General features: G+C 39.2%; 13 protein-coding genes. 10 read left to right on the forward strand and 3 right to left on the reverse strand.

Annotation, left to right across the window (positions count from 1 at the left end):
* Positions 1 to 75: 75 nt before the first annotated feature.
* The 4 genes from rlmN (at position 76) to DRF67_RS13715 (ending at position 4,272) form a co-directional block, all read left to right on the forward strand.
* On the forward strand, positions 76 to 1,110 hold the full coding sequence (gene rlmN, locus DRF67_RS13700) for a 23S rRNA (adenine(2503)-C(2))-methyltransferase RlmN (RefSeq protein WP_115928859.1): 1,035 nt from the start codon (positions 76 to 78) through the stop codon (positions 1,108 to 1,110).
* 74 nt (positions 1,111 to 1,184) lie between these two features.
* Entirely contained in the window at positions 1,185 to 2,135 is a 951-nt protein-coding gene (locus DRF67_RS13705) for a sterol desaturase family protein (RefSeq protein ID WP_115928860.1), read from the forward strand.
* 207 nt (positions 2,136 to 2,342) lie between these two features.
* Entirely contained in the window at positions 2,343 to 3,221 is an 879-nt protein-coding gene (locus tag DRF67_RS13710) for a hypothetical protein (RefSeq protein WP_115928861.1), read from the forward strand.
* A 73-nt stretch (positions 3,222 to 3,294) separates the two neighbouring features.
* Positions 3,295 to 4,272 carry a polyprenyl synthetase family protein gene (locus DRF67_RS13715; RefSeq protein WP_115928862.1) on the forward strand — a complete coding sequence of 326 codons (978 nt, stop codon included), beginning with the start codon at positions 3,295 to 3,297 and terminating at the stop codon, positions 4,270 to 4,272.
* Here the strand turns inward: DRF67_RS13715 and DRF67_RS13720 are convergent, their stop codons facing one another.
* On the reverse strand, positions 4,273 to 4,566 hold the full coding sequence (locus tag DRF67_RS13720; protein ID WP_115928927.1) for a hypothetical protein: 294 nt from the start codon (positions 4,564 to 4,566) through the stop codon (positions 4,273 to 4,275).
* A gap of 136 nt (positions 4,567 to 4,702) precedes the next feature.
* Here DRF67_RS13720 and DRF67_RS13725 point away from each other — a divergent pair, with 136 nt between their 5' ends.
* Positions 4,703 to 7,135, forward strand: a complete 2,433-nt coding sequence (locus DRF67_RS13725; RefSeq protein WP_115928863.1) for an alpha-ketoacid dehydrogenase subunit alpha/beta — start codon at positions 4,703 to 4,705, stop codon at positions 7,133 to 7,135.
* A 479-nt stretch (positions 7,136 to 7,614) separates the two neighbouring features.
* Here DRF67_RS13725 and DRF67_RS13730 read toward each other — a convergent pair whose 3' ends face one another.
* Positions 7,615 to 7,998 (reverse strand): winged helix-turn-helix transcriptional regulator, encoded by a 384-nt coding sequence (locus DRF67_RS13730; protein WP_115928864.1) that lies wholly within the window; start codon positions 7,996 to 7,998, stop codon positions 7,615 to 7,617.
* Between the two features lie 122 nt (positions 7,999 to 8,120).
* Here DRF67_RS13730 and DRF67_RS13735 point away from each other — a divergent pair, with 122 nt between their 5' ends.
* Both DRF67_RS13735 and DRF67_RS13740 read left to right on the forward strand, forming a co-directional pair.
* Entirely contained in the window at positions 8,121 to 9,182 is a 1,062-nt protein-coding gene (locus DRF67_RS13735; protein WP_115928865.1) for an NADH:flavin oxidoreductase, read from the forward strand.
* 491 nt (positions 9,183 to 9,673) lie between these two features.
* Positions 9,674 to 10,162 (forward strand): ASCH domain-containing protein, encoded by a 489-nt coding sequence (locus DRF67_RS13740; protein WP_115928866.1) that lies wholly within the window; start codon positions 9,674 to 9,676, stop codon positions 10,160 to 10,162.
* Positions 10,163 to 10,252: 90 nt separating this feature from the next.
* Here DRF67_RS13740 and DRF67_RS13745 read toward each other — a convergent pair whose 3' ends face one another.
* Positions 10,253 to 11,455 (reverse strand): C1 family peptidase, encoded by a 1,203-nt coding sequence (locus DRF67_RS13745; protein WP_115928867.1) that lies wholly within the window; start codon positions 11,453 to 11,455, stop codon positions 10,253 to 10,255.
* 366 nt (positions 11,456 to 11,821) lie between these two features.
* Between DRF67_RS13745 and DRF67_RS13750 the strand changes: the two genes are divergently transcribed.
* The 3 genes from DRF67_RS13750 (at position 11,822) to DRF67_RS13760 (ending at position 15,415) form a co-directional block, all read left to right on the forward strand.
* On the forward strand, positions 11,822 to 12,340 hold the full coding sequence (locus DRF67_RS13750; protein ID WP_115928868.1) for an RNA polymerase sigma factor: 519 nt from the start codon (positions 11,822 to 11,824) through the stop codon (positions 12,338 to 12,340).
* A 12-nt stretch (positions 12,341 to 12,352) separates the two neighbouring features.
* Positions 12,353 to 14,650 (forward strand): T9SS type A sorting domain-containing protein, encoded by a 2,298-nt coding sequence (locus tag DRF67_RS13755; RefSeq protein ID WP_115928869.1) that lies wholly within the window; start codon positions 12,353 to 12,355, stop codon positions 14,648 to 14,650.
* A gap of 261 nt (positions 14,651 to 14,911) precedes the next feature.
* On the forward strand, positions 14,912 to 15,415 hold the full coding sequence (locus DRF67_RS13760; RefSeq protein WP_115928870.1) for a GbsR/MarR family transcriptional regulator: 504 nt from the start codon (positions 14,912 to 14,914) through the stop codon (positions 15,413 to 15,415).
* The last annotated feature ends 121 nt before the right edge of the window (positions 15,416 to 15,536 follow it).

Here is a 15,536-nt window from a genome sequence, read left to right on the forward strand (position 1 = left end):
TTTTAGATTAAGTCCTAACCTTCGAAAGGGATTTTAATCTAAAATTTATAATTTAAAATCTATACTCAACCTATTTTGAAAGATATCCGTACATTATCACTGGACCAGCTTAAAGATTACTTTGTGTCTTTAGGAGAAAAACCGTTTCGTGCGAAACAGGTCTATGACTGGCTATGGAGTAAAAACCTCCATTCGATAGATGAAATGACGAATCTTTCGAAACCCCTTCGTGAAAAAATTTCCGAAGAGTATACCATCAATCCTGTTTCCGTAGACTTACTTCAGAAAAGTTCGGACGGGACCATCAAAAACGGAGTGAAGCTTCATGACGGCCTGCTCGTAGAATCTGTTCTCATTCCTACAGAGACAAGAACTACCGCGTGTGTCTCTTCACAGGTAGGATGCTCACTCAACTGCGAATTCTGCGCTACAGCCAAACTGAAAAGAATGAGAAATCTGGAAGTTGCTGAAATCGTAGATCAGGTGGCTCTTATCGACAGCCAAAGCAGAATGTATTTTGAAAGGCCCCTTACCAATATTGTATTTATGGGAATGGGTGAGCCGATGATGAACTATAAAAACGTAGTAGAGGCCATCAGGAAGATTACTCAGCCGGAAGGATTGGGAATGTCTCCCAGAAGAATTACTGTTTCTACCTCCGGTATTCCCAAAATGATTAAAATGCTTGCAGATGACGAGCTGAGAGTGAAACTGGCACTGTCCCTTCACTCTGCCATCGAAGCTAAGCGTAACGAGATCATGCCTTTCTCAGACAAATTTCCTTTGACGGATATTATGGAGGCCCTTCAGTACTGGTACCAGAAGACCGGCTCTGTAATTACTTTCGAGTATTGTGTCTGGAAAGGAATCAATGACGGTGACGAAGACATCAAAGCCCTGATTAAATACTGCAAACAGGTTCCGTCTAAAGTGAACCTTATTCAATATAACCCAATTGGAGACGGGAAGTATGACCAATGCAACAAGCAGGCAGAAGAAAACTATATCAGGCAGCTTGAAAATGCAGGAATTACAGTAATGGTCAGAAGAAGCCGCGGGGGAGATATTGATGCCGCCTGTGGACAGCTGGCCAACAAAACGACAGATTAAAATTTCCTTAAAAAAGGTTAAGATTTTCCCAACAACATTCCCTAAACTCCTACCTTTACACAAATTATTTTGTGATGATGGATTTTCTTATGAGTGAGGACGGGCTGGAAAATGTATATGCATGGGCTGTTCCTCTGCACGCTACGGTTATTTTAGCTGAAATGATTTATAGCCATGTTTCAGAAGCGAAGCTGTATAGTGGTAAAGACCTTGTGACGAATGTTTATCTGGCATTGATGAATTTTGGTCTGGACCTTATCATGAAGGCATTTGCGATGGGAGTTATGTTTTTCTTTTACCATCACAGGATTTTCTCCTGGGACCTTAGCATCTGGTATCTGCTGGTCTGCTTTATCATTACCGACTTTGCCTATTATGTACTACACTATGTAGATCATCGTTCCAGAGCATTCTGGGCAGTTCATATTACCCATCACAGCTCGGAATTCTTTAATCTTACCACTGGATTCAGAAGTCCGGTACTGCAGCCGCTTTACCGCTACCTATACTTTTCACCCCTGGCCTTTTTAGGATTCAATCCATGGCATATTATGGTCGCTTATGCGATAGGACAGGTATATGGAACCTGGGTACATACCCAGACGGTGAAGAGCATGGGATTTTTGGAACATATCCTGGTAACTCCTTCACACCACCGGGTACACCATGCGTGTAATGTAAAATACCTGGACAAGAATATGGGAATGTGCCTTATTATCTGGGACAAAATATTCGGTACCTTTCAGAAGGAAGACCCCAATGTTCCTGTAAAATATGGCATATACCCCAAAATGCCGGATAACAGACCGGATACTGTTCTTTTATACGAATGGAGAAAAATATGGAAAGACCTTAAACAGCCTGGATTAAAATTTACAGACAGAATTAATTATATTTTCAATTCTCCGGGATGGAGACACGACGGAACCGGTAAGACGGTGAGACAATATCAGAAAGAGTATTTTGCAAAGCAGGCTAAAAAGAAACAAAAGCCGCAAAATGAAAACAACCAGAAAATTGCTTAACACATAAGTTATTTTAATAAAAATCAATTCGAACGGGCCTTTGCCCGTTTTTTTGTTTCGGACAGGCCGGATTGTAAAGCCCGTTAATAGCCATTCAACGCACAGTTTACGCATTCGATCAACACAACCCATCTCCAAAACTTCAGACTATCTATATAGAAATACACATCACCTTGTTATTACATCTTAAAACCTTATTTTTGCTTTATGAAAAGAACACTTCTGCTACTGGCTTTTCTGGCCTTTCAAATCCTATTTTCTCAACAGGCAGATTTCCTGAAAATAAAGAAATATAAAATCAGCCATTTAGATCCCAAGATCCAGGAGACATCCGGATTGAATTTGTTCGATGGCAAATTATATACATTTAATGACAGTGGCAATGCTCCGGAGCTGTTTGAAATCAATAAAACATCAGGAGAAATAATAAGGACTTTAACGGTAAATGCAAAAAATACCGACTGGGAAGCTTTAACGAATGATGGAACTCATTTTTACATCGGTGACTTCGGAAATAATGACGGAAGCAGAAGGCATCTGACTATCTATAAGGTTCCTTTTCAGGCAGACAGCCTGCAAAACAGTATGGTTAGAGAAATAAAATTTCATTATCCTGAGCAGACCGAGTACAAATCCACTTATTTTAATACAGATTATGACGCAGAAGCCATGGTATATACCAATGGAAAACTTCATCTTTTCACTAAAGAATGGGCTTCAAAGGCTACCGTACATTATGTGATTGATCCTGATTTAAGTGAAAAACAGGACGCTGTAAAAACGGAAACGTATCAAACTAATTTTATGGTAACTGACGCTGCTTATTTTGAGAAAAAACTTTATTTGGTGGGGTATACCAAGAAGACAGAAGTCTTTTTGGATGTCTTTACTGAAACTGAGCCCGGCCGGTTTTTCAATGAAGCGCCCAAACATTATTATCTTGGAAGTTCCCTGTCAATAGGGCAGATTGAAGGAGTTGCCGTAGACGAGACAGGAATTTATATCTCTGGGGAAAAGTTCAAATATCCATTAGGAAGTACCAAGCCGGCGCTTTATTTTGTTCCGAAAAAGCAACTCAGGGATTAATTTTCTCCTGAAATTGACCGAAAAAAATTATCTTTGTGAGAATTAATATTTATTCACCCAGCATTCGCAGATTGTGGCAAACATTGTAGAAGAAATCAAACAACCGATCAACGAGGAAATGAAACTTTTCGAGCAGAAGTTTTATGAATCCATGCAGAGTAAAGTCCCTTTGTTAGATAAAGTAACCCGTTTTATCGTAACAACCAAAGGGAAGCAGATGCGTCCGATGTTTGTGTTTCTTTGTGCCAAACTGGTAGGGGATGTTACTGAAAAAACCTATCGTGGAGCTTCCATGATCGAGCTGATCCATACCGCTACTCTGGTACACGATGATGTGGTGGATGAAAGTTTCAAACGCCGTAATTTTTTCTCGATCAATGCGCTGTGGAAGAATAAAATTGCTGTTCTGGTAGGAGATTATCTTCTGTCAAAATCAGTACTGCTTTCTACAGACCATAAAGATTACGATCTGCTGGGCGTAATTTCAAGGACGATCCGGGAAATGTCTGAAGGAGAACTTCTTCAGCTTGAGAAAGCAAGAAAACTCGATATTACCGAAGAGGTCTATTATGAGATCATTCGCCAGAAGACCGCTACCCTGATTGCTGCCTGCTGCGAAATAGGAGTGCTTTCCAACAGTACAGATGAGGTGCTTGCTAAAAAAATGATGGACTTTGGAACCTACACGGGAATGGCATTTCAGATTAAAGATGACCTTTTCGATTATTTGAGCTCCAATGTCATCGGCAAACCGGTAGGTATTGATATCAAGGAGCAGAAAATGACGCTTCCTCTGATCCATACCCTTACAATGGCTGACGAAAAAGACCGGAAATACTATTTTACCACGATCAAACGTTATAATAACAATCCGAAAAAGGTAAAAGAGCTTATCGAGTTTGTGAAAAGTTCCGGCGGGTTAGAGTATGCGATTACCGTGATGAAAGATTTCCAGCAGAAAGCAAAGGATATCCTTAATGAATTTCCTGATTCTGAAGCTAAAGCCTCACTGCATAGCATGCTGGATTACGTTATTGAGCGAAAATTTTAATTAAATTATTTTCAGGGTCACAATGACAACAGCCAGAACTATACAAAATAAAGCGATTAAAAATAAATAATCCGCAATACCCTCAAACGTATATTCGCGCTTTTCTTTCTTCGTTCTGATAGCCAGGAAAGAAAAGAAGCAGCTGCATGCAAATAACAGGCAAGCGACACCTGCAAATTCATCTAAATAGGTATGGTGGCTCATTTTGGTGATTTTCAGCGAGGTGATGATAACCAGTGAAAACCCAAGAAGGTTGCTCGAAGCATTCAGGATATGTGGGGACTTTTTTTCCATATTTACAATTTTTTTCAAAATAAAACACAATTTTTTTTATTATCAAATTTTTAAAAAAGATTATTAAAAATTAAAATTAATTTAAAAAGTGTATATTAGCAAAATACTTGAAGATTAAAAACTTTTTTACTTAGCTATGCAAACAACCTATATTGAAACACAGCAAATATCCTTTCAAGATTTTAAAAATCAAATGCTTGAAGATTACAGGTTAGGAAGGATCTCTCGTGAAATGTCTTATCTCGGAAGGAGAGAAGTACTCACAGGAAAAGCTAAATTCGGAATTTTTGGGGATGGTAAAGAACTTCCTCAGTTGGCAATGGCGAAAGTTTTCAGAAATGGAGACTTCCGTTCAGGATATTACAGGGATCAGACTTTTGCATTAGCCGTAAATGCATTGACTGTGGAAAGCTTTTTTGCACAGATGTATGCAGATACCAATGTAGAAAGAGAGCCTGCTTCTGCCGGAAGACAAATGAACGGGCATTTTGCAACAAGAAGTTTAAATGAGGACGGAAGCTGGAAAGATCTTACCGCACAGAAAAATATCTCTTCGGATATTTCTCCTACTGCAGGTCAGATGCCAAGACTGTTGGGATTGGCACAGGCATCCACTATTTATAAAAGTGTACAGTTTGAAGGATCAGAAAAATTCTCGAAAGAAGGGAATGAGATTGCTTTCGGAACCATTGGTGATGCCTCTACAGCGGAAGGCCACTTCTGGGAAACTTTAAATGCAGCTTGTGCGCTTCAGGTACCTATGATCGTTTCGATCTGGGATGACGGGTACGGAATTTCAGTACCTACAAAAAATCAGAGAGCAAAAGCAGATATCAGCGAAATGCTGAGTGGTTTTCAGAGAAAAGAAGACGAAAAACAGGGATGTGAGATTATTCAGGTAAAAGCATGGGATTATCCTGCATTATTGGATGCCTATGCCAAAGCGGAGCAATTTGCAAGAATGGAAAGCATTCCGGTGGTAGTGCATGTAGTAGATGTTACCCAGCCTCAGGGACACTCTACCTCAGGATCTCACGAAAGATATAAGAATGAAGAGCGTCTGGCATGGGAAGCTGAATACGACGGCCTGGCGAAGTTCAAAGAGTGGATCTTGAATTACTCCATCGAAATTGAAGGAAAAGAAGAGGTGATCGCTACTGCTGAAGAACTGGATGCCATTGATGATGAAGCTAAAAAAATAGCAAAAGCAGGTCAGAAAAAAGCATGGGATAACTATCAGAATGCCATTACAGAACTCATTCAGTCGATCTTACCTTTAGTGGAAAACCTTAAAGGGCAGAATACAGAGATTGAAACGTACATCACTCAGTTTAATAAGTTGGTTTCAAAGGCCAAGAAGGATATATTCCAATTGGTCAGAAAAGCTTTACTAGCGACCAGAGGTACAGATTCTCCGGAAAGAAACCAGCTGATGCAGAAATACAATGAAGTAGCTGCTGTAGAAAAAGACAACTATTCATCACACCTATATTCCCAGTCTCAGTGGAAAGCTGAAAACGTCAAAGAAATCAAACCGGTTTATTCCGACAGTTCTGAAGATGTGGACGGAAGAGTGGTGATCAGAAACAACTTTGATAAGATCTTCTCAAAATATCCTGAAACGCTGATCTTTGGTGAAGATACCGGAAATATCGGTGACGTTAACCAGGGATTGGAGGGAATGCAGGAAAAATACGGCGCATTGCGTATCGCCGATACAGGAATCCGTGAAGCGACCATTCTTGGACAGGGTATCGGGATGGCGATGAGAGGATTAAGACCGATCGCTGAAATTCAGTACTTAGATTATATTCTTTACTGTTTACAAGGAATGAGTGATGACCTGGCGACTGTACAATACAGAACAAAAGGAGGCCAGAAAGCCCCTTTAATCATAAGAACAAGAGGTCACAGGCTCGAAGGGATCTGGCATTCAGGTTCTCCTATGGCAGGAATTCTGAATCTTTCAAAAGGTATTTTAGTGTTGGTACCAAGAAACCTGACCAAAGCTGCAGGATTCTATAATACAATGCTTCAGGCTGATGAGCCGGCGATCATTGTAGAATGTCTGAACGGATACAGACTGAAAGAAAAGCAGCCTGATAATTTAGGAGAATTCACCGTTCCTGTAGGTAAAATTGAAGTAACCAAAGAAGGTAAAGATGTTACTTTGGTGACTTATGGTTCTACATGGAGAATCGTAACGGAAGCGGCTAACGAATTGGAAAAGTTAGGAATTTCTGCAGAAGTGATCGATATTCAGTCGCTGATTCCTTTCGACTTATCTCATGAAATTGCTGAAAGCGTTAAAAAAACGAACAGACTGGTGGTGATAGACGAGGATGTGGAAGGCGGAACTACAGGGTTTATTTTACAGCAAATCCTTGAGAAGCAGAAAGCATTCAGATACCTGGATTCTGATCCGGTAACGATCTCTGCCAACGATCACAGACCTGCCTATGCCAGTGATGGTGACTATTTCAGTAAGCCGTCCACAGATGACATGGTAGAAAAGATCTATGCAATGTTTAATGAAACCAATCCTCAGAAATATCCTGCGATATTCTAATTGGGATTTTAGATAGATTAAAAACCGCTTCCTTTTGGGAGCGGTTTTTTTGTTTAAAATTAGTATTTTTAGGAATAATAGTTCTTCATGAAAAATATTCCAGAGCACATAACGAAAAGGCAAATTGATAGTCTTCCATTAATTCAAAATCATACATGTGGAAATTTGGCAATATGCTCATTTGATGGCAGCGATCCATTAGAATAGAAAAGTAAGATTATTTGAATTTTTGACATGCCGCTACTTACTACTTTTCTATGACATAGGAGATCGGAGCGTTAAGAAAATAAATTCTGTGAACGTCAAGAAAATTCTACTGTTTGAAGTGCGGATAGAAATTGGAAAATAAATATACATTGCTACCGCACGAGTTTAGAATTTTTAGAGAACAGAATTAATTTTTAGTGAAGAGATCCAGGTCTTGAATTTTTGTTTCTTTTGTTTCAAGACAAAAGAAAAATACAAATGGAAAAAAGCGATCAAACATTGACCGCCTTTTTAGGTTCTTTTTTCTGAGCACTACAATCCTTATAAGGTATTCCACTCACCTGATATTTAGCCTCCCATTCTTCCAGCAGATAGAGAATAGGCAATAATGCCAGTCCCTTCTCTGTCAGTGAGTATTCAACCCTGGGTGGAAGTTCTTTAAATTCCTCACGAATGACCAGACCGTCACTTTCCATTTCCCGCAGCTGATCGGTGAGTACCTTTCTGGAGATGACATTAATGCGCACAGCGAGCTCTCCGAAACGAAGTTTTCGATCCTTAATCACCAATACGATAATCGGTTTCCATTTGCTTCCGAGGGCAGCCATGGCTTTCCCTAAAGGACAGCTGTATTGCATCAATTCATTCTTTTTCATACGTTACTTTGATGTTACTAATGTAAGTTACTGCGAAGTTACCACTATTTTTTTAATAAAAGATACAAAAACGAACTATTATTAGTTACTTTGTGTAACAATTATAAAATACCAATTTAAATATGAGCACATCAGCATTATTTAAACCGTTTCAATACAAGAATTTACAGCTTAAAAATAGAATCGTAATGGCTCCGATGACCAGAGCACAGTCGGACAACGGAGTTCCCACACAAAGCATAGCAGATTATTATGGGCGACGAGCTGCCTCTGAGGTCGGACTTATTCTTTCTGAGGGAACTGTTATCAACAGACCTGGGTCAAAGAACGTACAGAATATTCCTGATTTTTATGGCCAGGAAGCCCTGGATGGCTGGAAGAATGTAATCGATACCGTACATCAGAATGGCGGTAAAATGGGGCCTCAGATCTGGCATGTTGGCGATACAAGAATGTCTGAAGACTATCCGTTGGTTGCTATGGAGAAAGCCTCTACAATGACAATTGAAGATATTCAGGATACGATTGCCCAGTTTGCTGCTTCAGCAAAATCAGCCAAAGACCTTGGATTTGATTGTCTTGAAATTCATGGAGCCCACGGTTATCTTATCGATCAGTTTTTCTGGGAGGTAACCAATACGAGAACGGATGAATATGGCGGGAAAACCCTGAAAGAAAGAAGCCGGTTTGCTGTTGATGTCGTAAAAGCGATCAGGGCTGCAGTAGGAGAGGATTTTACCATTATTATCCGTCTTTCACAATGGAAGCAGCAGGATTATAAGAGCAAACTTGCTCTTACCCCAAACGAAATGGAAGACTGGTTATTACCACTAAAAGAAGCGGGAGTAGATATTTTCCACTGCTCACAACGCCGTTTCTGGGAGCCTGAATTTGAAGGTTCGGATCTTAATTTTGCAGGCTGGGCAAAGAAAATTACCGGCCAGCCAACCATTACGGTGGGTTCTGTAGGATTGAACGGTGATTTCTTAAATGCTTTTGCAGGTGAGGGAACAGAGAAAGCAGATCTTACAGAATTGGTCAGAAGACTTGACAACGAAGAATTTGATCTTGTCGCTGTGGGAAGAGCTATTTTGCAGGATTACCAATGGGTACAGAAGATCAAAGACGGACATACAGAAGCGCTTTTAGATTTTTCAGCAGAAAGTATGAGCGTATTGTATTAAGAGGAGTGGTGAATACTTAATGAACCTCGCAGTTAATTTTTTACAGCATATTTTATTGATGCAGGCCAATTAATGATTCACAGCTCCTGTTAATCAACATAATTCACTTTATTTTATATTTAATTTTTCACCTATTTATTAAGAAACCGGCTTTCAGAATTTTCTGAAAGCCGGTTTTATTATTTTATTGAATCCTGCATCCAAGAGCTAAAGGTTCACAGGACCAGTAGGCAGGAATGCCGGGTTGTGGAGCGTGCCGACATGGGATTTCTCCTTCAGGACAGATTGGAGCGCCATTACCTTTCACTTTTTTTAATTCCGATTTTGCTAATTTCTTTACATTTTTCATGTTTTATTAGTTTGTTATTCATGTAAATATAATGTTTTTTAGGAGGTGGGCAATACTTTGCACCTCATTGTGAATTGTTTTATATTCTTTTGTAAGGTTGCTTGCAAAACTGCTATATTTATATCCTTAAATAATAAGCTATATGTCTCTAGCAACAGCGTACTGGGAACAGTTTATATGCCGGATGGATGACGGTCGTATAACATTACCGGAACTAGCAGGTTCCTTTCATTTTGGAGGACAGGAAGAGGCCACATCTATTGCAAAACTTGTTGTGTCCGGTATAAAAATAGCTACCGGTTCCCTGCTATGGGTGTATGAAGAAGAAAACCGATCTATTCCCTTAATAGGAGAATATAATATCATTACAGATTCCGAGGACCGTCCTGTTTGTATTATTCAAACGACAGCATTATCTGTTATTCCTTTTGATGAAGTGGAAGATCAGTTTGCCTTTGACTGCGGGGAAGGAGATCGAACATTAGAGAGCTGGCGTCACATGTATCTGGAATATATTCAGTCGGAATGTACACGTATTGGACGAACATTCACTCCTGAAATTCCAATGGTCTGTGAGTATTTTAAAGTCGTGTATAAAGAACCTCCGGCCTGGTCAAACAGGTCAGAGTAAAAATAAACCCGCCTCAGAAATCTCCGAAGCGGGTTTTTAACAGATTTAAATATCTAAACTGCCATCAAGAATAGCAGAAGTGATTTATTTTTATAAGCCAATATTCTTGGTCGGTTTCAGCTGCTTCAGAATACTTTTCGGGATCGCATTTTTGTGGACAAGAATTGCGGTTGATTTATATTCTACATATGGTCTTGTTACATAAAGATATCCTGCGAAGTCATTCGTTACTCCCCATGAGTTTTTCACCATATAATATTCTTTCCCGGTCTGATCTTTTGCCAGTCCTACGATATGCATCCCATGATCATCCGTTGTAGAAAGATTGTTAAGGGCTTTCTGGCGCATGTCTTCAGTGATTGTTTTATCTTTCTTAGGCTCTGAAAAAAGGCTTTGCTTATTGTCAGCGTTGATTTGGTCCAGATCAATATCCGGAACATAGGCAACACCATTTTTATAAGAGAAATAAGGTTCAGAAACGTCGGTTGCCCAACCTACAGAATACCCTTTAGCTACAGCATTGTCAACAATTGCTGTAAGGTCTTTCATAGGAACATTCCAGTCAGAATCGTGGCTCCAGTTATCAGGGATCGGAACGACAAATTTTTCATAGTACGCATAATCTTTATAAGAAGATAATTCTACATAATCTTCAGGATTAATTCCTACGACTTCCTTGGCAAATGTTTTCGGAGTATAATTTTTACCTTCATACGTAAAGTTGGCCGGAACTTTTCCTAAATATTCATCCAGGATTGCATCTACAGAATCCATCCAGTTGTCAGAAAGCTTTCCTTTTGAAGAAGCCTGAACAAGGCTGTCAAGAACTGGCTTTAATTTACCCTGCATTTCTTTGAAGTTGTTCAGTGTCTGACCGGACTTCAGTCCTGTATACACATCCTGAGGAACAGCACCGTATTTTTTATACATGTTGATCACATCATGAAGCTCTCCACCGTCACCCCAGCTGATAGCTCCACCATTTAAAACATACAGTTTTGCTTTATCATGGTAAGAATTTCTTGCCGTAAAAATTTCAGCAAGATCTACGGGCTTTTTACCCATTCTCTGCATTTCAGATTCAAGGAAAGAGTTTCCGGAGTAGCTCCAGCATGTTCCTGAAGAACCCTGGTTCTTTACAGAAGTCGCGCCCACGTCCTTTAACGTGGTGAACTGGAAATTAGCATTTTGTGAGTGGTTGTTTTTTAACTTGTTGATTAAGTCATCTTGGGCAAACATCATACTTCCTGCAGACAAAACAAAAAGTAATGATGCAATTTTGGCATTTTTCATTACTATAAAAAGATTATTTGTATTAATAGTCGTTAATAATAGAGATTTGTTACAAAAGCAGAAGTTAAATTTAAAAGGAAAGTTTTTTTGTTAAATGAATAAAACAGTTAAAATAATAAAGTAATACATTTTGATAGCAAAGAAGGGGAAGGCGAAGACGAAGACTAAGATCATAGCGCAGTTCATGGGTAACTATTATAATATTAAACTCTTAAATAGATTGGCGCTCTTTATCATGGTAAGGTAGAATTTTCGATAGATGGCTTCTTTGTCTATCCATATAATTATTTTATTTTAGAAAAAAGTTTAACCATGATTCCAACCTGCTGGAAAGTTCCTGCATCTATATTGATATAAAGCCTGACTATGGAACGACAATTATTATCAGAATGCCAGCGTAATGACCGCAATGCCCAGCGGAAGGTGTATGAAAAAATGGCAGGCAGGCTGTACGCTGTCTGCAGACGTTATCTAAAAAATGACGAAGATATCGAAGAAGTACTAGCCGATACCTTCTACAAAATTTTTACGAAAATCAGTATGCTTCAGAATCCAGATACTTTTGAAGCCTGGGCAAGAAAAATTGCAGTCAATGAATGCCTCCAGAAATTAAGGGCGAGCAAAGCTTTATTCATCTCTTTAGAAGAAAACTATACCGATGCTCCGGCAGGAACGGCAGAAAGTATTTCTTTTGAGAAAGATATTCTTGATCTGCTGAATTTTCTGCCTGAAGGCTGCAGAGCAATCTTTAATCTCTTTGCCATTGAAGGATACCCTCATAAGGAAATCGCGGCAATGCTTTCCATAAGCGAAGGAACTTCAAAATCTCAACTCAATTTTGCAAGGAAAAAACTACAGGAACTTTTGGTGAATCAGAACATTTAAACTTTTACAACAATGGAAAATAATCATATAGATCAACAATTCAACGAAGCCTCTAAGCTTTCAGATGAGCCAACAGTTTTTCCTGGTTTCGAAAAAGTATGGGAAAAGGTTGAACAAAAGCTGGATACGAAAAAAGAGAAAAAGAAAATAGTTTCTCCGTGGCTGCCTTACGGGATAGCCGCAAGCCTTATTATTGGATGTGGAGCCTTTTATTTTATGAACAAAAAAGAGACTGCTGACCTTGTGAATCCGTCAACAGTAATCGCTGAAAGTAAAACAGCACCAAAAGCGGTTTCTAAAACAGATATTGCAGCAATTGACCGGATAACGAAAGAGAATATTAACAAAGAGAAAAAGAATGCCAAGCCTGCAATAGAAAAATTGGCCGTAAATTCAACTCCTGTTCCTATTCCAAATCCGGTTTCGGATGTTCCACCGCTTGTCACCGCTCCCTCATCTAGAGGAGATTTGACGCCTTCGTCAATTGAACGACATATGGAAACTTCAAGTGGAGTGGTTAAGAATATTGAGGAAGTAGTGGTAGTGGGGTATAAGGCTGTTAGAAGAGAAAAAGTTATATCAGCCTCCAGTAAGATTTCTTCGAGTGAAGCTTCCTTAGCAAAAGAATTAAGTGGAAGTGTTGCCGGAGTATCAGTGTCCAAACCGGGTAAAGATATGAAAATAATGATCAGGGGGATGAGTTCTGTTGCAGGGAGTTCAGCAAAACCATTGGTAATTATCAACGGAAAACTTGCCAATATGGAAATCCTGAAAGCTCTGGACCAGGAACGTATTAAGGAAATTTCTGTGTTAAAAGGCGCTGAGGCCGCTGCAATTTTCGGCAGCAAAGCAAACAATGGTGTAGTGATTATAAAAACAAAACGGCTCCGCCGGGCTGAGAAGGTGAAATTCAATGAATTATTGTCAAAAGTTGTTGAGGAACGTGGGAAAGAACCTGTTGAAGAGCTTGAAATAGAACTTCCTAAGGCAGGACAACTAACAGCTGGAGAGGTGAATGATTTTTCCAAATGGGACTTCTGGAAAGATGTTGCCGTTCCTGAGCTGGACCGTTACAAAAAGACCTGGAAGTTTTTTCCTGAGAGAAGGGTTTCCGTTCAGTTGGTGAATAAAGATAAAAAACCGGTAATAGGAGAAACAGTAAAGCTTCTGGATGATAAGAAAAAGGTGATCTGGGAGGCTGTTTCAGATAATTTAGGAAATGCTGAATTATGGATCAGCCCGATGACCAATGAAAGCTCAGATTCCGGTAACTATTATCTGGCAGATGCCTCCGGACAGATGATAAGTTCGAATATCAGAGAATTTAAAAACGGTCAGAATGTACTTATTCTCAATAAATCCTGCCTGCAAAAACGAAAACTGGATTTGGCCTTTGTGGTGGACGCGACAGGTTCTATGGGAGATGAGATTTCTTATCTGCAGTCTGAGCTGTTGGATGTTCTGAAGAAAGTGGAAACAAAATTAAAAAATACAGATGTGAGATATGGGTCGGTATTTTACAGGGATCAAGGAGATGAATATGTGACCCGGAAATTTGATTTTTCTCATAAAGCAGAAGATTTAATAGGCTTCATCAAAAAGCAGAAAGCCGGTGGTGGCGGAGATACCCCGGAGGCTGTTGTGGAAGCCATGCAGGTTTCTATTGATGAGCTCAAATGGAGCAGTGAAAATTCAACCAAAATTATGTTTTTGATTTTGGATGCGCCACCCCACCAGTCAGAAGAAAACACTAAAAAATTGTATGAGAAAATAAAAAGTGCCGCTAAAAAAGGCATTACCATTATCCCACTGGCAGCAAGTGACACCGATAAAGAAACAGAATATCTGATGAGAACGTTTGCGTTGCTTACCAACGGTACGTATACTTTCCTGACCAATGACAGTGGAATAGGGAATGATCATATGAAGCCTACAGCATCTTCTTACGAGGTTGAGAAGCTTAACGACCTCTTGTTAAGGCTGATTCTTCAAAGAGCTACCCTGCCGGAATGCAGCAATGGAATTTCCAATGAAAATCTTAATAAAAAGATGGAAACCGAAATAGACAACCAGACGAATAACAGGGCCATTGTATTTCCGAATCCAACAAAAGGTCCTATTCAGATCAAAGCAAAAAAGACCATTGATGAACTTTTTGTGTATGACTTAGCGGGGAAAATTATCATGAGAAAAGAACATTTGAACGAAGGTAAAAACACAATTGATATGACTCCGTATCCACAAGGCATTTACCTGCTTCGGATCCGGTCCGGTGAAGCCTGGGAAACCTTTAAGATCATCAGAAACTAAATTAAAATCAAAAAACAGGTTTCTTTGGGAATTTCTTTTTTCTTAATTCTGAAGCATTTCTTAGCGAAAGAAGGAAAAGGCAAGGATGAAGAGGGATACAGAGCAGAATTTATGATACTGTTGGAGGCCTATAAAGGCACAAAATAGCCATAAAAACAGGCATTCCTGGGATATGCCTGTTTATTTTAAAATTAATTTTCAATAATTATTGAAAATTCAAAAAATATAATTATATTTGTAATAGAATTTTAAATCAGATCCATGAAACTTTCAGAAGCAAAAGAAAAATATATTCAAACCTGGGGAACGTTTGCCACCAATTGGGGAATCAACCGGACCATGGCACAGGTACATGCTCTGCTTCTGGCCAGTGATAAGCCGCTTTCTACCGATGAGGTGATGGACCAACTGGAAGTTTCCAGAGGAAATGCCAATATGAATCTTCGGGCTTTGATCGATTGGGGAATTGTGAAAAAAGAATTTGTAAAAGGGGACAGAAAAGAATACTTTGTCGCAGAGAAAGATGTCTGGTACCTTTTTAAGCAGATTACCAAAGAACGCAGAAAAAGAGAAATAGAACCTGTGATTGCTTTTTTAGAAGAGCTCAAGAATATTGAAGATAAAGATTCTGTGGAAGCCCAGGAATTTATTAAGCTGATGGATGATTTCAGTTCCGTAACCGGAAAAATCAATAATATCATGGACCTGGCCATAAAGAGTGACGATCACTGGCTGGTGGGAAAGATCACCAACCTGCTAAAATAGAAAAAGGATGAAAATCCTTTTTTATTTCAAATGTATTTTCAATTATTTCTGAAAGTTTTAAATTAATAATAATTATGAAAAATTTAATCATTCATTTATTCCTGATTATTTATTTCGGAAG

Origin of the sequence: Chryseobacterium pennipullorum (assembly GCF_003384725.1) — a bacterium.
Classification (GTDB): domain Bacteria; phylum Bacteroidota; class Bacteroidia; order Flavobacteriales; family Weeksellaceae; genus Chryseobacterium; species Chryseobacterium pennipullorum.